At 67.1% G+C, this 19,011-nt stretch carries 19 protein-coding genes and 1 pseudogene; 9 read left to right on the top strand and 11 right to left on the bottom strand.

What is annotated here, in order from left to right:
- Nucleotides 1–47: 47 nt before the first annotated feature.
- Nucleotides 48–1,244, bottom strand: a complete 1,197-nt coding sequence (locus L1066_RS06415) for a thiolase family protein (protein ID WP_235735527.1) — start codon at nucleotides 1,242–1,244, stop codon at nucleotides 48–50.
- A 101-nt stretch (nucleotides 1,245–1,345) separates the two neighbouring features.
- On the opposite strand from L1066_RS06415, the gene L1066_RS06410 reads away from it, so the two are divergent.
- The 5 genes from L1066_RS06410 to L1066_RS06390 all read left to right on the top strand — a co-directional run bounded on the left by L1066_RS06410 (nucleotide 1,346) and on the right by L1066_RS06390 (nucleotide 5,904).
- Nucleotides 1,346–2,500 (top strand): acyl-CoA dehydrogenase family protein, encoded by a 1,155-nt coding sequence (locus L1066_RS06410; RefSeq protein ID WP_235735526.1) that lies wholly within the window; start codon nucleotides 1,346–1,348, stop codon nucleotides 2,498–2,500.
- 42 nt (nucleotides 2,501–2,542) lie between these two features.
- A complete protein-coding gene (locus L1066_RS06405) occupies nucleotides 2,543–3,670 on the top strand; it encodes an acyl-CoA dehydrogenase family protein (RefSeq protein ID WP_235735525.1) in 1,128 nt (375 codons plus the stop codon).
- Entirely contained in the window at nucleotides 3,670–4,419 is a 750-nt protein-coding gene (locus L1066_RS06400) for an SDR family NAD(P)-dependent oxidoreductase (protein WP_235735524.1), read from the top strand. The genes L1066_RS06405 and L1066_RS06400 overlap by 1 nt, the downstream gene beginning before the upstream one ends.
- Before the next feature lie 23 nt (nucleotides 4,420–4,442).
- Nucleotides 4,443–5,243: an amidohydrolase family protein gene (locus tag L1066_RS06395; protein ID WP_235735523.1), complete on the top strand. Its 801-nt coding sequence runs from the start codon at nucleotides 4,443–4,445 to the stop codon at nucleotides 5,241–5,243.
- Between the two features lie 361 nt (nucleotides 5,244–5,604).
- Nucleotides 5,605–5,904 (top strand): GIY-YIG nuclease family protein, encoded by a 300-nt coding sequence (locus L1066_RS06390; protein ID WP_235735522.1) that lies wholly within the window; start codon nucleotides 5,605–5,607, stop codon nucleotides 5,902–5,904.
- Between the two features lie 157 nt (nucleotides 5,905–6,061).
- Here the strand turns inward: L1066_RS06390 and L1066_RS06385 are convergent, their stop codons facing one another.
- From L1066_RS06385 to L1066_RS06360, 6 genes are all read right to left on the bottom strand, one after another.
- Entirely contained in the window at nucleotides 6,062–6,802 is a 741-nt protein-coding gene (locus L1066_RS06385) for a FadR/GntR family transcriptional regulator (RefSeq protein WP_235735521.1), read from the bottom strand.
- A gap of 48 nt (nucleotides 6,803–6,850) precedes the next feature.
- Nucleotides 6,851–7,789 (bottom strand): alpha/beta hydrolase, encoded by a 939-nt coding sequence (locus tag L1066_RS06380; protein WP_235735520.1) that lies wholly within the window; start codon nucleotides 7,787–7,789, stop codon nucleotides 6,851–6,853.
- Complete coding sequence (locus L1066_RS06375) at nucleotides 7,782–8,978, bottom strand: CaiB/BaiF CoA transferase family protein (protein ID WP_235735519.1); 1,197 nt, start codon at nucleotides 8,976–8,978, stop codon at nucleotides 7,782–7,784. Before L1066_RS06375 ends, L1066_RS06380 begins: the two co-directional genes overlap by 8 nt.
- Nucleotides 8,975–10,600, bottom strand: a complete 1,626-nt coding sequence (locus L1066_RS06370) for a flavin-containing monooxygenase (RefSeq protein ID WP_235735518.1) — start codon at nucleotides 10,598–10,600, stop codon at nucleotides 8,975–8,977. Before L1066_RS06370 ends, L1066_RS06375 begins: the two co-directional genes overlap by 4 nt.
- 120 nt (nucleotides 10,601–10,720) lie before the next feature.
- Nucleotides 10,721–11,122 (bottom strand): hypothetical protein, encoded by a 402-nt coding sequence (locus L1066_RS06365; protein WP_235735517.1) that lies wholly within the window; start codon nucleotides 11,120–11,122, stop codon nucleotides 10,721–10,723.
- Entirely contained in the window at nucleotides 11,119–11,517 is a 399-nt protein-coding gene (locus L1066_RS06360) for a hypothetical protein (protein ID WP_235735516.1), read from the bottom strand. Before L1066_RS06360 ends, L1066_RS06365 begins: the two co-directional genes overlap by 4 nt.
- A gap of 23 nt (nucleotides 11,518–11,540) precedes the next feature.
- On the opposite strand from L1066_RS06360, the gene L1066_RS06355 reads away from it, so the two are divergent.
- Complete coding sequence (locus L1066_RS06355; RefSeq protein WP_235735515.1) at nucleotides 11,541–12,197, top strand: DUF3592 domain-containing protein; 657 nt, start codon at nucleotides 11,541–11,543, stop codon at nucleotides 12,195–12,197.
- Between the two features lie 78 nt (nucleotides 12,198–12,275).
- Here L1066_RS06355 and L1066_RS06350 read toward each other — a convergent pair whose 3' ends face one another.
- Nucleotides 12,276–14,648, bottom strand: a complete 2,373-nt coding sequence (locus L1066_RS06350) for an MMPL family transporter (protein WP_235735514.1) — start codon at nucleotides 14,646–14,648, stop codon at nucleotides 12,276–12,278.
- 39 nt (nucleotides 14,649–14,687) lie between these two features.
- On the bottom strand, nucleotides 14,688–15,251 hold the full coding sequence (locus L1066_RS06345; RefSeq protein ID WP_235735513.1) for a TetR/AcrR family transcriptional regulator: 564 nt from the start codon (nucleotides 15,249–15,251) through the stop codon (nucleotides 14,688–14,690).
- 130 nt (nucleotides 15,252–15,381) lie between these two features.
- On the opposite strand from L1066_RS06345, the gene L1066_RS06340 reads away from it, so the two are divergent.
- From L1066_RS06340 to L1066_RS06330, 3 genes and pseudogenes are all read left to right on the top strand, one after another.
- Nucleotides 15,382–16,767 (top strand): NAD-dependent malic enzyme, encoded by a 1,386-nt coding sequence (locus tag L1066_RS06340; protein ID WP_235735512.1) that lies wholly within the window; start codon nucleotides 15,382–15,384, stop codon nucleotides 16,765–16,767.
- Nucleotides 16,768–16,969: 202 nt separating this feature from the next.
- Nucleotides 16,970–17,320, top strand: a complete 351-nt coding sequence (locus L1066_RS06335; RefSeq protein ID WP_235735511.1) for an ArsR/SmtB family transcription factor — start codon at nucleotides 16,970–16,972, stop codon at nucleotides 17,318–17,320.
- Nucleotides 17,317–17,819 (top strand): annotated as a pseudogene (locus L1066_RS06330) (SRPBCC family protein). The gene L1066_RS06335 and the pseudogene L1066_RS06330 overlap by 4 nt, the downstream one beginning before the upstream one ends.
- A gap of 16 nt (nucleotides 17,820–17,835) precedes the next feature.
- On the opposite strand, the gene L1066_RS06325 reads toward L1066_RS06330, so the two are convergent.
- Together L1066_RS06325 and L1066_RS06320 are read right to left on the bottom strand one after the other, a co-directional pair.
- Nucleotides 17,836–18,510 carry a DUF6766 family protein gene (locus L1066_RS06325; RefSeq protein WP_235735509.1) on the bottom strand — a complete coding sequence of 225 codons (675 nt, stop codon included), beginning with the start codon at nucleotides 18,508–18,510 and terminating at the stop codon, nucleotides 17,836–17,838.
- A 98-nt stretch (nucleotides 18,511–18,608) separates the two neighbouring features.
- A complete protein-coding gene (locus tag L1066_RS06320; RefSeq protein ID WP_235735508.1) occupies nucleotides 18,609–18,992 on the bottom strand; it encodes a hypothetical protein in 384 nt (127 codons plus the stop codon).
- Nucleotides 18,993–19,011: the final 19 nt, after the last annotated feature.

Raw genomic sequence — 19,011 nt, 5'->3', positions numbered from 1 at the left:
TGTTTCTTCTCCTTCAATCAGTTGCGGGCGGTCGAGGCCGGAGCGGCTCAGAGCCGCTCGATGATGGTGGCGTTGGCCATGCCGCCGGCCTCACACATGAGCTGGAGGCCGAAACGTTGGTCGTTGTCCTCCAGCGCGTGGAGCATGGTGGTCATCAGTCGGGCGCCGGACGCGCCGAGCGCGTGCCCCAGGGCGATCGCCCCTCCCCGGGGGTTCAGCTTGGCCGGGTCGACACCGAACTCGGCCTGCCAGGCCAGCGGAACCGGTGCGAATGCCTCGTTGAGCTCGACGTGGTCGATGTCGCCGATCGAGAGGCCTGCGCGCGCGAGCACCTTGTGCGTGGCGGGGATCGGGCCGGTCAGCATCAGCATGGGGTCATCGCCGACCACGGCCATGCTGTGGATCCGCGCGCGGGGAGTGAGGCCGAGTTGGGTCGCACGGGCGCGCGACATGATGAGCAGAGCACTGGCCGCATCGATGATCTGCGACGAGTTGCCTGCGGTGACCGACCACGTCACGTCGGGGAAGCGCGCGCTCAGTTCGGGGGTCTCGAAGACTGGCTTGAGGCCGGCGAGCTTCTCGATCGTGGTGCCGCGGCGGATCGACTCGTCGCGGTCGACGTCACCGGTCGGTGTCCTAATGGTGATGACTTCGCGGTCGAAGGCGCCGCTGTCCTGTGCGGCGGCGGCCCACTCGTGCGACCGGGCCGAGAGCTCGTCGAGCTCGGTCCGGCTCAGCTTCCACTTCGCAGCGACCAGTTCTGCGGCCACGCCCTGGGAGACGAGACCCGGGGCGAAGCGCTCGGCGACCCGGGCGCCGTACGGATCGGCGCCCATGCGTGCCGAGCCCATCACGACCCGGCTCATCGACTCGACGCCGCCGGCGACGACGATGTCGGCTTCGCCCGAGGCGATCGCCTGGGCAGCGAAGTGCACGGCCTGTTGGCTCGAGCCGCACTTGCGATCGATCGTGGTCGCGGGAACGTGGGCCGGGAATCCTGCGCCCAACCAGGCCATCCGGCCCGGGGTGGCGGACTGCTCACCGACCTGGGAGACACAACCGACGATCACGTCGTCGACGGCGCCGGGGTCGACGGCTGCCGAGCGCTGGAGCAACGACTCGATGGTCTGGGACAGGAGATCGACGGGATGGACGTCGGCGAGGGCGCCGCCGGCCTTGCCGCGCCCGCTGGGGGTGCGGATCGCGTCGACGATCACGACATCGGTGGGTGAGGTAGCAGTCACACCTAATCCTTATCATGGTATGCAGTGAATGTCACCAGATGCTTGACATGCCGCCGGGGTAATAATCTAGGATAATGATTACAACCGTGGAGGAGGATGTCGTGCCGAACGACGAATATGCGGAGATCCGAGGGCTTGCTGCCCAAGTGGCCCGCGAGATCTATGGGCCGTTGGCTGAAGCGATGGACGTCAACAGGACGCCCGTGACCCGCGAACAGCGGATGCAGCTGGGCGAGCTCGGCTTCCTGGGCATCGCTCACCCCGAGGAGTACGGCGGCTCGGGTGCGCCGCTCGAGCAGGCCCTGGTGGTCGTCGAGGAGTTCGGCAAGGTGTGCCGACCGGCTGCCTTCCAGATCTTCGAGGCCAACACCGGCCCCGCCCAGGTGATCAACCACCTCGGTACCGAGGAGCAGAAGCAGCGCTGGCTGCCGGAGATCATCACCGGTGAGAAGACCATGGCTGTTGGCATCTCGGAGCCTGACGCAGGTTCGGCCGCGACGGACATGCGCACCACCGGCAAGATCACCAACGGCACGGTCGTCCTCAACGGCAGCAAGCGTTGGATCTCCAACGGTGGTGAGGCGGACCAGTACGTCGTCTACTGCCGGCTCTCCGACGCCCCGGGCGGCAAGGCCATCGGTGCTGTCGTCGTAGACAAGGACACGCCGGGCTTCTCGTGCGGCGCCAGCGAGCGGTTGATGGGCTTCCGCGGCATCCCGTCTGCTGACCTGTACTTCGACAACGTCGAGGTGCCCGAGGGAAACATCGTCGTTCCGGCCGGTGGGTTCAGCAAGTTGTTCGGCGTCTTCTCCATCGAACGGATGGGCAACACGACGATGAGTCTTGCCATCGCCCAGGCTGCGCTCGACAAGACCCTCAAGTACGTCGAGGAGCGCGAGCAGTTCGGGAAGCCGCTCATCGAGTTCCAGAGCATCCAGGTGATGGTCGCCGACATGGTCCTGCAGGTCCGGGCCGCGCGTCTGCTGCGCGACGATGCCGCTGCTTCGGTCGACGCCCACGGCATCCCCGATCCGTTGAAGGTGTCGCTGGCCAAGTGCACGGCCAACGAGATGGCCAAACGGGTCACCGACCTCGCGATCCAGATCCACGGTGGCAACGGCTACACCGAGGAGTACGGTCTCGAGCGACTGCACCGGGACGCCCACGGTTGGGCGATCGCCGGCGGCACGCCCACCATGCAGCGCACCCGGATCGTCTCCGAGGTGCTCGGCCGCAAGTTCGACCAGCGACGCTGACCGACCAGTGACTGCCGCACGTGTGGCAGGGAGGATGGACCCATGTTCGACCTGAGCCCGGAGCACCGGGAGATCCAGGCCAAGGCACGTGAGCTCGCCGCGGCGGTCGCGCCGTTCGCCGACGAGGCCGACGAATACATCGACGTGCACCCCAAGACACGTGAGTTGCTGGCCGAGAGCGGGCTTGCTCGCTACGTCGTACCCGCGCAGTACGGCGGCGTGCACGACGTGCTGGACCCCCTGACGATCGCCGTGGTCCGCGAGGCGTTGATGTACTCCTCGGCTCACCTCGACTCGATGTTCGGCATGCAGGGGGTGGGCAGCTACTCGCTCTCCGTAGGGGGCTCCGAGGAGCTGAAGCAACGGTGGCTGCCGCAGGTCGCCGCGCTGGAGGCCATTGCTGGCTTGGCGCTCACCGAGCCCGACGTGGGTTCGGACCTGCGTGCCGTCAGCACCACGATGGAGGTCGTCGGAGACGAGCTCGTCGTCAACGGCAGGAAGTCGTTCATCACCAACGGCGGCGCGGCCGCGTTCTACTGCACCCTCGTGCGTGAGGGCGATGGTTGGTCGATGGTCCTCATCCCGGCCGACACACCTGGTGTGTCGATCGAGCGCGGAGCCGATCTCATCGCTCCGCACATCCTCGGCGAGCTGACCTTCACCGACGTGAGGGTGCCGGTCGACCACCGACTCGGGGTGCCGGGCAAGGCGTTCTCGCTGATGCTCCAGACCCTCGCCGTCTTCCGCGTCTCGGTCGCTGCCTCGGGCGTCGGTCTGGCGCAGGCTGCTCTCGACGAGGCCAAGGCGCACGCACTGTCTCGTGAGCAGTTCGGCAAGCCCCTCATCGAGATCGGTGCCGTCTCGCAGAAGCTCGCGCAGTCCTGGACCGACGTGGAGGCTGCACGCGCGTTCGTCTATCGCGCGGCCTCGCTGGCCAAGGATGACCCGTTGGGTCACCTCGACTACTCCTCCATGGCCAAGGTGCATGCCACGGAGGCAGCGGGCGCCGTGGTGGACCGCTCGTTGCAGACGATGGGCCGCTTCGGTCTGGTCAGGGGATCGAAGATCGAGCGGCTCTATCGCAACGCTCGACCGCTCCGGGTCTACGAAGGCGCCACGGAGGTGCTGCTGGACTCGCTCGCCCGGCGACTCGCGAAGGGTGCGCGCTGATGGACCTGGGACTTCAGGACAGCGTCGTCCTCGTCACCGGTGCGAGCCGGGGTCTCGGGGCGGCGATGGCGATCGCACTGGCCAAGGAGGGTGCGCACGTCGTGGCAACGGCCAGGTCCAAGGACAGTCTTGCCGATGTCGCAGCCCAGGGTGACGGTCGGATCACCACCATCGAGGCCGACATGCGCGACGAGGACTCGGTGCAAGCGATCGTCCCCGAGGTGATTGCCAGGCACGGCCGCATCGACGCTCTGATCAACAACGCCGGCATCGCGCCGGCCGGCAAGTTCGCCACGCAGGATCCGTCGATCTGGAAGGACGCGCTGGCGGTCAACGTCGTTGCACCGATGCTGCTCGCACAAGCTGCCGGCGTACACATGATCGAGCAGGGCGCGGGTCGCATCGTCAACGTGGCTTCCACGACGGGAGTGCGGGGCAAGCCCTTCCTCGTGCCCTATTCCACCTCCAAGGGTGCGGTGGTCCGGTTCACCGAGGCCCTCGCCGCTGAATGGGCGCCCAAGAACGTCCAGATCAACTGCATCGCGCCGGGTGCCTTCGTCACCGAGGCGCAGAAGGCCGTGACCGAGTCTCCGGAGCTGCACGCGAAGCGGATCGCGAAGATCCCCGCAGGTCGCATGGCCGACCCGTCGGAGCTGGTGCCGCTGGCATGCCTGCTCGTCTCCCCGTTGTCGTCCTTCACCACCGGGGCGATCTTCGTCGTCGACGGTGGCGAGTCCGGCAAGCTCTGACCTACTCATCCCAGGAGGACACTGTGATCATCGACGCTCACGCCCATGTCTGGCCCGACAAGATCGCCGACCTGGCGCTCAACGCGAACCGGTTGCCCGACCTCCACGCGCGTGGTGACGGGACTGTCGGCGGCCTGACGGCCGACATGCAGGCGAGCGGTGTCTCGATGAGCTGCTGCCTGGGCATCGCGAACCAGGCGCGCCACGTCGACTCGGTCAATCGCTTCGTGTCCGAGCTGAGTGCGGACAACCGGTTCGGGTTCGGGACGGTCCACGTCGATCTGTCCGTCGAGGACAACATCGCGAGCCTCAAGCGGCACGGGATACGTGCGGTGAAGATCCATCCGCTCTTCCAGGGCTTCGCACTCGACGACCCCCGGCTGTGGGCGATCCTCGAGGCCTTCGGCGACGAGATCGCCGTCATCACCCACGTGGGTGAGGGCGGCTCCCCGGAGACCAACAGGCTCTCGAGCCCGCGGATGATCGCCGACATCGCCCGGCAGTTCCCGCAGCTCAAACTGATGGCGTGCCACTTCGGCGGCTACAAGATCCTCGATGACGCCGAGGAGATGCTGGCCGGTGCCGACGTCGTCCTTGAGACGAGTTGGCCGCCGAGCCTGAAGACCCTGCGTCCCGAGCGGGTCCGGAACCTCATCCGCAAGCACGGAGCAGAGCGCATCGTCTTCGGGTCGGACTGGCCGATGACGAGTCCGGCAGAGGAGATCGCCGCCATTGAGGGCCTCGGGCTCAACGACACCGAGACCAAGCTCGTCCTCGGCGGCACCCTGGCCCGGGTCCTCGGTATCGACTCCCCCTGGTCCTGACCCACCCCGTTGGTCGAGCCCACCCCCGTTGGTCGAGCCCACCCCGTTGGTCGAGCCTGTCGAGACCCCCACCCCGTTGATCGAGCCCACCCGTTGGTCGAGCCCACCCCCGTTGGTCGAGCCCACCCCGTTGGTCGAGCCTGTCGAGACCCCCACCCCGTTGATCGAGCCCACCCGTTGGTCGAGCCTGTCGAGACCCGCGTAGGTCAGTGATCTCGACAAGCTCGATCAACGCAGTGTTGGTCGAGCTCACCCCGTTGGTCGAGCCCACTCGTTGGTCGAGCTTGTCGAGACCCCGTCATCCACAGCCCCCACCGAGCCGCTCGACAGGTGCCTCTGAGCGATTGATCGTGGTGGGGTGATGAATGGATATTGCTACATCCTCGAGTGCGCTGACGGGTCGTACTACGTCGGCAGCACCGTCGATCTTGAGCGACGTTTCTCGGAGCACCAGATGGGGCTCGGCGCGGCCTACACCCGTCGCCGCAGACCAGTGCGACTGGTCTGGTACGAGAACTTCCCGCGCATAGACGCGGCTTACGTCCGCGAGAAGCAGATCCAGAACTGGGGTCGGGCCAAACGGAAGGCACTCATCGAGGGGAGAACGGCCGAGTTGCCGCTACTGGCACGGAACTACGTGGAGCGTTTCGCTGAGGAGTGATGGTCTCGACAGGCTCGACCTACGGGTGCAGGCTCGACCAACGGGTGCAGGCTCGACCTTCGTCCGGTGATCGAGCTTGTCGAGATCAATGACTGGGCCGGTCTCGACAGGCTCGACCAACGGGTGCGGGCTCGACCTACGTTGGGAGGATCTCCGGTCAGCCGGAGACGCCCCACACGATCGGGGCGTCGAGTACGTCGGGGAACTTCTTCTCGGCGTACTTCAGGTATTGCGCGATGTGGTCCTCCATCGCAGCGGCAGACTGCGCGGGGTCGTTGGCCGCGATCGCCTCGTAGATGTCGAGGTGGGCCTTGTGCACCGCGACGCGGCGTACCTCGGGGTAGTCGATGCCGATTGCGGAACCGTCCAGGATGCCCAGGAGCGCGTCCACCAGGTAGCCGAACATGGCGTTGCCCGAGCCGTGGGCGATGACGTCGTGGAACCGCTTGTTCTCCTCCAGGAAGATCTCCTGGTCGCCGAGGTTGTCATACATCGTGTCGACGCTTGACTTCAGATCGGCCAGCTGGTCCTTCTGCATCCGCTCGGCGGCGAGTTGGGCCATCATCGGCTCCAGGCCGGCGCGAGCCTCCGCGATGGTCCGGAAGGGTGCGCTGGAGAACTGCAGCAGCAACGTCAGCGAGGTGGCGAGGCTGGCCGAGTCCGGCTTCTGCACGACCGGGCCGCCGCCGGGGCCGGGCTTCAGTGCGATCACGCCCTGGAGCTCGAGAAAACGCAAGGACTCGCGGAGCGTGCCGCGGCCGATGTCGTACTCCTCGAGCATCACCCGCTCAGGGGGCAGCCGGTCGCCGACCGTGTTACCGCGTCGGTTGATGTCTGCGACGATCCGCTGGGCCAGGAGCATGGCCGTCTTCTGGGGTCGCATCGAAGCTGAGCTCATTGCATGTCCTCGATCGTCAGCGGGTGCTGGGGGTGAAGTCGTCTAATCCTAGTCATGAATTGTGTCAGGTGCGTGGACATGGGTCGTTTGGGCCAGGCGCCGGACCGACTTCACGACACTCGCGCGGGCCGCGCGGGCCGCGTCTGAGGCACCCGTGAAGCGGAGAAATCCATGACACAGGGCCGGGTGTTCCTGCACGCTGACGACGGTGCCTGCGTCCTTGAGCCGGGCTGCATAGCTGATCGCCTCGTCGTGGAGCGGGTCGTGGCCGGCCGCCACCACGTGCGTCGGCGGCAGGCCGGATAGGTCATCTGCCGCGAGGGGCAGGAGGTCGCTGCCGGCCGCGTCCCGCGCGTCTCGGCCAACGTAGTGGTCGAAGAACCAGTGCATGTCGGCTGCGCCGATCGGAAACGCATCGGCGCGGGTCGTGTAGGAGTCGGAGACACCGGGAGCGCCGAGCACCGGATAGATCAGCAGCTGGAACGCCGGTTCCCGGGCAGCGTTTCGCAGCCGCAGCCGCAGCGCGAGCGCCGCGGCCAGGTTGCCTCCGGCGCTGTCCCCGCCCAGGGCGAGGGGGCCGCCATACCGTGCTGCTGCCCAGTCCCAGGCAGCGGCGAGGTCGTCGAGCGGGGCTGGGAACGGGTGCTCGGGTGCCAGTCTGTAGTCGACGCTCACCACGTGGACGTCGGCCTCAGCAGCCAGGAAACGACAGAACTCGTCTGCGTAGTCCAGGCCGCCGGTGACCCAGCCGCCTCCGTGGGCATAGACCAAGGTGGTGCGGTCCGGAGTGCCGTAGAGGCGGAGCCCAACGGGGGCGCCGTCCTCCCCATCGGCGACGTCGCGAATGACGACTTCAGGGCCGGCGGAGCAGAGCCGGTTGCCGGTCACGATCCGCTCCCGTACCTCCGCGGGCGGCAGGTCGATCATCGGGACCCCGCCAGCTGACGCGTCGCGCAGTGCGGAGATCCCTGGGTCGAGGTCAGCCACTGATCGCACCGGCGGAGACCAGTCGAGCGAGTTCGTCCTCCCCGATGCCGGCCGATGTCAGGATCTCGTTGGTGTGCTCGCCGACCGCAGGAACGCCGTCGTACGTCGGGCCGTCGTACCCGTTGACGTGGAGGATCGGGCCGGGCACGAGGGCGTCACCCAGGGGACTGTTCTTGAGCATGCTCAAGGTGCGTTCCCGGAAGTGGGGATCGTCGACGATGTCGGAGGAATCGTTGACGGCTGCGGCCACGACCTCATGCTGCTCAAGGATGGCCAGGTTCTCGTCGCGGGTGCGTTCCTTGATCCATGCGATGACGATTGCCTGCAGGGTCTCGTTGTTGGCCATCCGGGCTTCGTTCGTCCGGTAGCGCTCGTCGGTCTTCAGGTCGGGGCGTTCCATCGCGTCGAAGAGGCGCATGGCGATCGCCTGGTTCGAGGCTGCGATCGACAGCCAGCCGCCATCGGCGGCTTCGTAGATGCCTCGCGGCGAAGCGGCGCCGGAGGCGTTGCCGTGGCGCTGCATGATCGTGCCGGTCGAGGTGAAGTTGAGAACGGCATCACCGAGGATGAACATCAGCGGTTCGTAGAGGGCGACGTCCACCTCACGACCGCGCCCGGTGCGGCTCCGTTCGAACAACGCCATGGCGATGCCGTACGCCGCGGAGATGCCGGCGATCGAGTCGGCGAAGCCGAACGGCGGTGCTGTCGGCGGAGTGTCCGGCCAACCGTTGAGGTAGGCGTAGCCGCTCGCGGTCTCCGCCACCGTGCCGAAGCCGGGACGCTCCCGGTAGGGTCCGGTCTGGCCGAATCCACTGACGCGACCCATCACGAGACCGGGGTTCTCAGCGGCCAGCTCGGCGTAGGACATGCCCCACTTCTCCATCCGACCCGGGCGGAAGTTCTCGATGAGCACGTCGGCGCCGGAGACGAGACGCTTGAGGACGTCGCGGCCGTCGGAGTTGCGCATGTCGATGCCGACCGACCGCTTGCCCGAGTTGAGGCGGGCGAAGCCGATTGCGGTGCCGTTGTGTGCGGGCTGCCATTGGCGTGCGAAGTCGCCCTGGGCGGGATCCTCGATCTTGATCACCTCGGCGCCGAAGTCGCGCAGCATTCGACCGGCGGTCGGCGCGGCATACATAGAGCCGGCTTCGATCACCCGCAGCCCGGCGAGGGGTCCGTTGCTGGTCATGACTTGATCTCTCCTCGAGTGAGTGTGAATCCGGCGTAGTCGTCGGCGGCGACCTTGTCGCAGATGTCGCGGTAGTGGCCGACGCCGCCCAGGTAGAGCGAGAAGACACGCGGTTTGCCCGGCACGTTGGCGCCGAGGTACCAGGAGTTGCCCTTCATGAAGAGGGTCGGTGCCGCAACGTCGTAGACCTCCTGGGTCCAGCGGTCCTGGGCGTCTTCGTCGACCTCTGCGCTGATGATGCCGGTGCGGAACTGGTGGTCGATGAAGTCGGTGATCCACTCCACGTGCTGCTCGATCGAGATGAGCACGTTGGAGAGCACCGACGGGCTGCCCGCGCCGGCAACGACGTAGAGGTTCGGGAACCCGTGGGTGCCGATTCCGAGGAAGGTGCGCGGGCCGTCCTTCCAGGCGTCGGGGAGTCGCTGGCCGTCCACCCCGACGATGTCGATGGCGAAGAGTGGTCCGGTGAGGGCGTCGAACCCGGTTGCCGTGATCAGGACGTCGAGTTCGTGTCGGGCCCCACTCTCGAGCACCACGGCGCTGCCGTCGACCCGATCGATCGGGTCCGCCTTGACGTCGACCAGCGAGACGTTGTCGCGGTTGAAGGTCGTGTAGTAGTCGATCTCGAGCACCAGTCGCTTGGCGCCGAAGGGATAACCCTTGGGGCACAGCTTCTCGGCGGTCTCGGGATCCTTGACGATCTCCCGGATGCGCTCCTTGACGAAGTCCCCGGCCTTCTCTGCTGCCCGTTCGTCGGTGCGGAAGTCACGGTAGGCGGCCAGGATGTCGGGCCCGCCCTTCTCCCAGTGGCCCCGGAAGGTCTCCTCCAGGGCGCCGGGGTCGACGTCCAGGGCCGACTCCGTCCCGATACGACGGTGGGTGCCGCCGGGATGGTGCCGGGCGATCTCCCGGTAGTCCTGGAACCTGCTCTTCAGGTCCTCCACGTAGGCAGGATCGAGGTCGTGGTTGCGGGCCGGAATCGCGTAGTGCGCCGTACGCTGGAGCACGGTGGTGTGTGCCGCCTGCTTGGCCACCTGAGGGATGGTCTGCACGCCGGAGGAGCCGGTGCCGATCACGCCTACCCGCTTGCCGGTCAGCTCGACGCCGTCACGCGGCCAGTCGCCGGTGTGGAGCAGCTCACCAGAGAAGTCCTTGATGCCCTCGATGTCGGGGAACTGGGGCTTGGAGAGCTGGCCGCTGGCCATGATCACGTGGCGGGCGCGGATCCTGTCCCCGCAGTCGGTGGCGACCAGCCAGACGGAGTCCTCGGCATCCCAGTGCATCGCGTCCACACGGGTGTCGAACGAGATCCCGGAGCGGAGGTCCAGGCGGTCGGCAACGAAGTTGATGTAGCGCAGGATCTCGGGCTGCGCGGGATAGCGCTCGGCCCACGTCCACTCCCGGACGATCGAGTCGTCGAAGGAGTAGCAGTAGTCGACGCTCTCGATGTCGCAGCGGGCGCCGGGGTACCTGTTGCGGTACCACACGCCGCCCAGGTCGTCGTCTGCTTCGACTAGATGGACCGAACGCCCGAGTGTCCGGAGTCGGTGAAGGCTGTAGAGCCCGGAAAAGCCGGCTCCCACGACGAGGACGTCGAGTTCGGTTGGCGGGGTGACGCGCACAGGGACCCTCCTAGAATCAATGCCTATGAATATTAGCATTGAGGTGAAGCGCGTCACAAGGGCAGGTTCCAGCTCTCTGCTGGACGAGCTGGGCGCCCATTGCTGCGCGCGGGTCCGCGGTCAGTCAGCGGTTGCCAGCCGCTCCTTCTTCAGCAGCCACCACAAGCCGATGAAGGGGAGCACCAGAGGCACGTAGCCGTAGCCAGCACCGAAGTCCGACCACACGGTGGCGTCGGGGAAGAGCTCGTCATCGAGCACCGACATCAGTCCGACCACGATCACCCCCACGGCTTCGATGAGGATCGCGCCGAGGGCGACCCTGAAGGCCCGCGGCCCGGTCCAGCGCAATGCAACCGTTGCGATCAGGTAGACGACGGCGGCGAACGCCGACAGCAGATAGGCGACCGGCGCCTCGTCGAGCTTCGTGGCGATCTGCACGGCACTGCGCGCTCCGGCGGCGACCGCGAAGACGGCGTACACCGCGATGAGCAGCTGACGACCGGTCGAGCGTCCCTGCGTCACCACGTCTGCTGCAGCCGGACGATCAGCACGGCGGTCGCGAGCGCCGCGACCGCGACCACCGCGAGGTGCGGCGGGTCGGCAGGTCGCGGTTTCGCCTCCGGATCCGGGTCGTCCGGGTCCGGAGGAACGGGCTGGCGGGTCAGCAGGAGCACGGGTACGCCGACCGCGGCGATCGCGTAGCCGGCGTGCGTCATGCCCTCGTCGGCGCGATGGCCCTGCAGCAGGGTGATCACATCGGCGATCACGTAGCCGAGCACCGCGATCTGGCAGCCCTTCATCCCCCAACGGGCCACCGGCTCGAGTCGGCCCGCGGCGGGCACGAAGCCGGCGAGGAGGGCGACGACGGCCACCACGAGGAGCAGCACGGCAATGACCAGGGCGACAGTCCACGACACGACAAGAGGCTATCGTCACGCCCGTGAAGACGAGCCCTCGCTGGTGGATCCTGGCCGCGCTCGTCGCGGTGTTCCTCGTCAACCTGCCGTTGGCGCACGGCTGGTGGACCAATCACAAGCTCGACGTCGACGGTCTGGAGACCACGGTCACCGTCACCGACGCCCGCGCCGTGGAGAGGTCCGGCGCCACCCGCTACTACGTCACCTGGCACTACGCCGACGAGGAGGAGCCGGAGTACTCCTCCGAGGTCACGCGAGCCGGCTACGAACAGGCGCGCAGCACCGATGAGCTGAGGGTCGAGTACCTCCCGGGCAACCGCGCCGACAACCGGGCGGTCGAGCACACCGGCAGCAGTACCGTCGCGTGGGTCATCACCCTCGGTGCCGACGCGATGATCCTGGTGATGCTCGGCCTGATGTTCTGGGTCCGCCGTACGCAACGTTTCGAGCTCCTCGCGCTGGCCGACGTGGTGCGATGCAAGCCACCGGAGACGGTGCAGGAGCTCGGCGGCGACATCGTCCTCGTACGCGGCGAGGTCGCCGAGATCTCCGACGGCCACCTCGTGCTCACCTGCCAGGGTCAACGCATCGAGGTCGATCTCGGTCCCTTCGAGAACCCGATCGGGCACCAGCAGTACGCCGAGGTGCGCGGCCGCCGCCTCAGCCGCCGCCGAACCTAGCCTTGGAACGCGCGAACCTTCACTCAGAACGCCCGAACCTGCAGGTTCGGTTGTTCTGAGTGAAGGTTCGCGCGGAGGTCAGACGCCCGCGGGTGCGAGGTCCTCGTCGTCCTTGTCGTCGCGGTGCAGCGTCTCCATGTGGGGGCGGTGCAGGTTCTCGCCCTCGATGTCGACGTTGGGAAGGATCCGGTCGAGCCACTTGGGCAGGTACCAGGCCTTCTCCTTCATCAGATACATGAGCGCCGGGATGAGCGTCATGCGGACGATGAAGGCGTCGAACACGATGGCGGCGGCCAGTGCAAAGCCCATCATCTTGATGATCGGCTCCTCCTGGAACATGAAGGCAGCGAAGACGGCGGTCATGATGACGGCGGCCGCGGCCACGACCCGGGCGCTGCCCCGGAAGCCGTCGATGACGGCCTCGCGGTAGTCGGCTCCGTGCACGTGGGCCTCGCGGATCCGGGTCACCAGGAACACCTGGTAGTCCATCGCCAGACCGAAGACCACACCGATCAGGAAGAGCGGCATGAAGCTCACGATGGGTTGGCCGTCGAAGAGGCCGAACGCCTCCTCCTGGAAGATCGCGACCGTCGCGCCGAGCGTGGCCAGCACCGAGAGCAGGAAGCCCAAGGTGGCGGTCAGCGGCACCAGGATCGAGCGGAAGACGATCATGAGCAGGATGAATGCCAGCCCGATGACCACTGCCAGATAGATCGGCAGGGCGTCGGCGAGCTGTTCGGAGACGTCCACGGTGATGGCGGTCATGCCGGTGATGCCGGTGTCGGTGCCGGTCGCGGCCTCGATGTCGGACTGACCGTCCCGCAGATCGGCGAGGAGGTCCTCGGTCGCGCCGTCATTGGGCCCGGACGCGGGAACGATGATGATCTGGGCGCCGGTCTCGGCCTCGTTGACCCCACCGATCATGGCCATCTCGACATCGTCGTGACCCTTGACCCAGTCGACGATCTCGTCGTACTTGGCCATCCGCTCGTCCGCGGGCACCTCGGTGCCGTCGGCAACGAGGATCATCGGGCCTTCGCGACCCGGGCTGAACGACTCCGCGAGGATGTCGGATGCCTTGCGCATGGTCTTGTCGGGCGACGAGGTGGCGTCGCTCGGGAAGGCCAGGTGCATGTTCTTCATCGGGATGGCCAGTGCGCCGAGCCCGACGATCACGAGGAGTACGACGGCGATCGGCTTCTTGCCCACGAGGCGGGCCCACCGGACACCGTTGTTGACGATCTTGCCGTTGGCCTCGCGACTCGGGTTGTACTTGCGGACCCGGCCACCGAAGGCCTTCGTCTTGAGCATGCCCAGGATCGCGGGGAGCAGCGTCAGCGCCACCAGCACGGCGACGAAGACGGTGCCAGCGGCCGCCAGACCCATGGTCGTCAGGAACGGGATCTGCACGACGGCCAGTGCGCACAGGGCGATGAGCACGGTCAGGCCGGCGAAGACCACGGCGGAACCCGCCGTACCCACGGCGACGCCGACCGCCTCTTCACGGTCATCGGTGTGGTCGAGCTCGTTGCGGTAGCGCGCCAGGATGAAGAGTGCGTAGTCGATACCCACGGCAAGGCCGAGCATCGTGGCCAGCATCGGGGTGCTGGTGCCGATGTCGGTGAACGCCGTCATCATCTCGATGCCGATCATCCCGATGCCCACGCCGATGATCGCCGAGACGATGGGCAGCCCGGCGGCAACGAGTGATCCGAAGGTGAGCACGAGGACGAGCAGGGCGAGGCCGACACCGATGAGCTCGGAGCTCATGCCGGGCGCCTCCATCGACGTCATGCCGGAGCCGTTGGCCTCGACGGTCAGGCCGGAGTCACGGGCGGTCTCCATCGCGTCGACGACGGCGTCCTGCGTGTCCACCTCGACGTCCATGACGGTGTCGACGTCGAATTCGAAGGAGAGGACGCCGGTGCGGCCGTCGGCAGTGAGTGGTGCCATCGGCGCCATCTCCGCAGCTTCCTCGGCGATCTCGGCCTCGGCCTCGGCCTGCGTCAGTCCTGCCTCGAGCTTGGCGTCGAGCATGGCCTGGACCTGCTCCTGCGCAGCGGTCACGGGGTTGGCCGGGACCGGTGCCGGAGAGCCGTCCTCGAGGGTGTCGCCCTCAGCGTGCATCTGAGGCGCTGCGAGCAGGTCGACGACGAGGCCGTCGATGGCGGCCATGTATTCGGGTTCGTTGAGGGTGTGGCCCTCAGGAGCTTGGACCACCACGCTGACGCCCGCCTGGTCGAACGCGTCGGTGGAGCCGGGGAACAGTTCGGCCTGCAGGTCGGCCGCCTTCTCCGATGGGATGCCGGGGATGGTCATCGCGTCGGACTTCGGCTGGCTGATGGCGGTCGCGAGGCCGCCGAGGCCGACGATCGCGATCAGCCAGGCTGCGAGGAAGAACGGCCAGCGCCGGTAGGCGGTCTTGCCGAGTCGGTAGAGCAGAGTTGCCATGGGTGGTGGCTTCCTGTGTGTGGATGGGCGGGGAAGAGGTCAAGCAAGCACTGCGCGCGCAGCACTCAGGCATTCGTCGTAGTGATCGGTGAAGGTGCGGTCGTCCGTGGTTGCGACGAACCCGTCCAGGGCGAGTTGGCACAGCACGAGCAGCATGCTGATCGCGACCCTGGCCTGGCGCTCGTCGTAGTGACTGCCCTCGCGCTCCTTAATCATCGCCAGACCGTCCTCCGCCAGTTTCTCGAAGCGGTCGTGGCAGGCCGCCATGATCCGAGGGTTCCGGATCACCTGACGCATGGTGGTGATCAGTTCGCGGTTCTGCGGCATGCGGGCGAAGTGCGTGTGGGCGACATGCCCCAGGTCTTCGAACAGGTGACCTGTGGGGCCACCGGCGCGGAACTCCGCCGTCATCTCGGTGTCGAGCTCGGGCTCGGGGCCGAGCACCGCCTCGAGCTTGGAGTCGAAGTAATTGAAGAGGGTGCGACGGGAGACGCCGGCGGCGCCCGCCAGATCCTCCATGGTGAAGCCCTCGAACCCCTTGCTGGCGGTGAGTGCCTGCGCGCAGGTGGAGATCTTGCGGGCGGACTGCTCGCGACGACTCATCGGGGGAATTGCACTTTTGGACACAGAGTGCATTCTTGCACTTCGCCCAAGTTGAGTGCAAAACAATGGGGCGTGATCTGCGTCGCACGGTTACTTGGTGGTAGCCGGTCGCCGGGGAGACGATGGGAGCATGCCCGCCACTGCCTCGTCGTACTCCATCACCATGCGTCTGCACACCAGTCCTGATCACGGGGTGGTCGGACAGGTGGCCACCACGTTGGCGAAGGCTGGCGGTGTCGTGACGGCGATCGACGTCGCGGAGTCCACCCACCTGCGGTTGGTCGTCGACGTCACCTGCTCGGCAGTCGACGAGACCCACTCCAAGGCCCTGGTCCAGGTCGTCGACGGGCTGACGGGTGTCGAGGTGCACAAGGTCTCCGACCGCACGTTCCTCATCCACCTCGGCGGCAAGATCGAGGTCCACTCCAAGGTGCCGCTCAAGACCCGTGACGACCTCTCGTTGGCCTACACGCCCGGGGTCGGCCGGGTGTCGTCCGCCATCGCCGAGAACCCCGAGGATGCCCGCCGCCTGACGATCAAGGGCAACAGCGTCGCCGTGGTCACCGACGGTTCTGCGGTGCTCGGTCTGGGCAACCTCGGGCCCGAGGCGGCGCTCCCGGTCATGGAGGGCAAGGCTGCGCTCTTCAAGCGGTTCGCCAACATCGACGCGTGGCCGATCTGCTTGGCCAGCCAGGATGTCGACGAGATCGTCCGCGCGGTCGAGATGATCGCTCCGGGCTTCGGTGGCATCAACCTCGAGGACATCGCTGCCCCCCGCTGCTTCGAGATCGAGGCTCGGCTGCGTGAGAGCCTCGACATCCCGGTCTTCCACGACGACCAGCACGGTACGGCGATCGTGGTGTTGGCGGCGCTGACCAACGCCCTGCGCGTGGTCGGCAAGTCGCTCGCCGACGTACGCATCGTGGTGGCAGGGGCGGGCGCTGCCGGCTCGGCGATCACCTCGTTGCTGCTCGCCGGGGGCGCGGTCGACGTGGCCGTCTGGGACCGCGAGGGCCTGCTCTGTCGTGAGATGAAGGGGCTCTCCAGGGCCAAGTCCGAGCTCGCCGCACGCACCAACCCCAACCTCCGTACCGGCAGCCTGACCGACGGGTTGACCGGAGCCGACGTCTTCATCGGTGTCTCGGGCCCCGGTGTGCTCAAGACCGAGATGATCGACCGGATGGCCGAAGGCGCGATCGTCTTCGCGCTCGCGAACCCCGATCCTGAGATCGATCCGGCGGACGCCGCGAAGCATGCCACCGTCGTGGCGTCGGGGCGCTCCGACTACCCCAATCAGATCAACAACGTGCTGGCCTTCCCCGGCGTCTTCCGAGGCCTGCTCGATGCGCGTGCCCACCACGTCACTGACGAGATGCTCATCAAGGCTGCCGAGGCGATCGCCCACGTGGTCACCGACGACGAGCTGCATCCGGCCTTCATCATCCCCAGCGTCTTCCACCCCGATGTCGCCAAGCGCGTTGCTGCCGCGATCCGGGAGGCCGCTCCCTCGCAGTGACGCCACCGGCGTCCTGTCGCTCGAGGCTCGCCGCCGTCGGTTGAGACTCGCCGTTGGTCGAGCCTGTCGAGACCCTGCGCGTCACTGATCTCGACAAGCTCGATCACCGGGTGGGGCTCGATCGCCAGACGTTGGTCGAGCCTGTCGAGACCTGCAGACTCTACCCTTGACATACAACCAATTGGTTGTACATCATGAAGGCATGACCGATCGCGACCAGCAGGACGAGGGCAGGGCGGATGCCATGTTCCACGCCCTGGCCGACCGGACCCGACGCGACATCTTGCGCCGGGTCCTGGCCGGAGAGCACTCGGTCAGCACCCTCGCCGCCAACTACGACATGAGCTTCGCGGCCGTGCAGAAGCACGTCGCCGTACTCGAGCGAGCCGGCCTGCTCAGCAAGCGTCGGGCCGGGCGTGAAGCCTTGGCGAGCGGCGACGTGGAAGCCGTGCGTTCGGTGCGCTCGATGCTCACCGAGCTCGAGTCGTTGTGGCGCGGACGCATTGCCCGTATCGACGAACTGATCGCAGAACCCAACCAGACAAAGGAATGAGCGACATGCCTGTCACCGACGTCAAGCAGGACCTGGACAACCTCACCCTCACCATCGTCGCCGACTTCGCGGCACCGGTGGAGCGGATCTGGGCGTTGTACGCCGACCCGCGCCAACTCGAGCGCGTGTGGGGCCCGCCCTCCCACCCGGCCACCTTCGTCGACCACGCGCTGGTGCCTGGGGCCAGGACGACCTACTACATGACCAGCCCGGAGGGGAGAAGTACCCGGGGCTCTGGGACATCAAGACCGTCGACGAGCCCGCCGGGTTCACGTTCGAGGATGCCTTCGCCGACCAGGACTTCAACGTGGTCCCCGACCTGCCGGTCAGCCAGAACACCTACGCCTTCGTCGCCCACGGGGGCGGCACCCGCGCGACCTTCCTGACGACGTACGCCACCGTCGAGGCGCTCCAGCAGGTGCTTGACATGGGTGTCGTCGAGGGAGCGACCTCGGCGATCAACCAGATCGATGCGTTCCTGGCCGCCGACGCAGGGTGACAGGCGGATCGGCGTCTCAGCCCTCCACCCCGGTGGAGGAGTGTGCGGCGCCGACCGGCTTGCTCTCGGGTGATCCGCGCTGACGGAGATAGATCGCCAGCACCGCCATGGAACCGACGGCCAGAAACTCCGACTGCCAGTTCTGCAGGGTGCGCGCCCAGAAGTCCGCGTTGGCGACGTAGGAGTGCCACGAGATCGGGTCGCGCAGCTGACCGAGCCGCGTCTCGTTGTAGGCCGCCCACCCTGCCACCGACTGGATCAGCCAGGAGGCCAGGAAGATCGACGCCATCACCAGGGCCAGCGACCAGGAGAAGAGGGTCGTGCGCAGACCTCCGACGCGCGCCCAGCGCGGGGAGTCCTCAGTGGCGTGGGGTCCGATCCGCTGCGCCTCGTCCGACTCGAGTCCGGCCTTCCCCAGCTCCTTCGACTCAGGTGATCCCTTCTGCAGGAACCACACCGTGGCCACGATGTAGAGCAGGAACTGGAGGTACTCGCTCTGCCAGTTCTCGGTGACGTCCACCGCGAAGTCGGCAGACGTCAGATAGCGGCCCAGTGAGATCCGGTGGTAGCCGTCGCCGAGTTGCTGGTCGTTGAACTGGAGCCATCCTGCGAACGCCTGGCCGACCAGCGCCACCAAGAACAGCACGGCGAAGAAGATGCTGAGGGAGTTCTCCCTGAGGAAGCGGCGCATGGACCTCTCCGTTTACTGGTGGCGCAGGGCGATCGCCAGGGTGTAGACCAGCCCGGCGGCGATCACGCACAGGTAGGTGATGAAAACGAGGCGCATCCTCAGCCTCCTTCGACCCGGCAGTCGTAGGGCCGTGGCCGCTGAGCGGTGCATCCTGCCGCGACCACCCGCCACCCGTCGGCGAAGCGGCTCAGGAACAACGTGTCCGCGGCGTAGCGGACCTGAGCGGTGCCGCCGAACACCTGCACGGATCCTGGACGTCCTGGCGGATCAAGCTGTTCGTCGGCCAAGGCCTTCGCACAGGATCCGCCGGCATCCTGGGCCAGCTCGTCACGGGTGCCGGGCGCCAGCTGGTCGCAGGCCCGTTCCCAGTCGCTGGCGGCGACCGCCGTCTCGAAGGCACCGGCCCGGTGCCGTACGTCGTCCTCGTGGCCGGTGCCGCAGCCACCGACCAGCAGCGCACCGGCCAGCAAGGGGATGACCACGCGAATCATGGCCCCCTGT

The sequence above is a fragment of the Nocardioides alcanivorans genome, assembly GCF_021555175.1.
Taxonomy (GTDB): Bacteria; Actinomycetota; Actinomycetes; order Propionibacteriales; family Nocardioidaceae; genus Nocardioides; species Nocardioides alcanivorans.
This window is presented reverse-complemented; position numbering and strand designations above follow the sequence as displayed.

What these genes read in the sequence shown, in the direction of transcription:
- L1066_RS06405 (WP_235735525.1), top strand. Translation starts at nt 2,543, where the DNA reads ATGTTCGACCTGAGCCCGGAGCACCGGGAGATCCAGGCCAAGGCACGT.
- L1066_RS06400 (WP_235735524.1), top strand. Translation starts at nt 3,670, where the DNA reads ATGGACCTGGGACTTCAGGACAGCGTCGTCCTCGTCACCGGTGCGAGC.
- L1066_RS06390 (WP_235735522.1), top strand. Translation starts at nt 5,605, where the DNA reads ATGAATGGATATTGCTACATCCTCGAGTGCGCTGACGGGTCGTACTAC.
- L1066_RS06385 (WP_235735521.1), bottom strand. Translation starts at nt 6,802, where the DNA reads ATGAGCTCAGCTTCGATGCGACCCCAGAAGACGGCCATGCTCCTGGCC.
- L1066_RS06375 (WP_235735519.1), bottom strand. Translation starts at nt 8,978, where the DNA reads ATGACCAGCAACGGACCCCTCGCCGGGCTGCGGGTGATCGAAGCCGGC.
- L1066_RS06350 (WP_235735514.1), bottom strand. Translation starts at nt 14,648, where the DNA reads ATGGCAACTCTGCTCTACCGACTCGGCAAGACCGCCTACCGGCGCTGG.
- L1066_RS06345 (WP_235735513.1), bottom strand. Translation starts at nt 15,251, where the DNA reads ATGAGTCGTCGCGAGCAGTCCGCCCGCAAGATCTCCACCTGCGCGCAG.
- L1066_RS06340 (WP_235735512.1), top strand. Translation starts at nt 15,382, where the DNA reads ATGCCCGCCACTGCCTCGTCGTACTCCATCACCATGCGTCTGCACACC.
- L1066_RS06335 (WP_235735511.1), top strand. Translation starts at nt 16,970, where the DNA reads ATGACCGATCGCGACCAGCAGGACGAGGGCAGGGCGGATGCCATGTTC.
- L1066_RS06325 (WP_235735509.1), bottom strand. Translation starts at nt 18,510, where the DNA reads ATGCGCCGCTTCCTCAGGGAGAACTCCCTCAGCATCTTCTTCGCCGTG.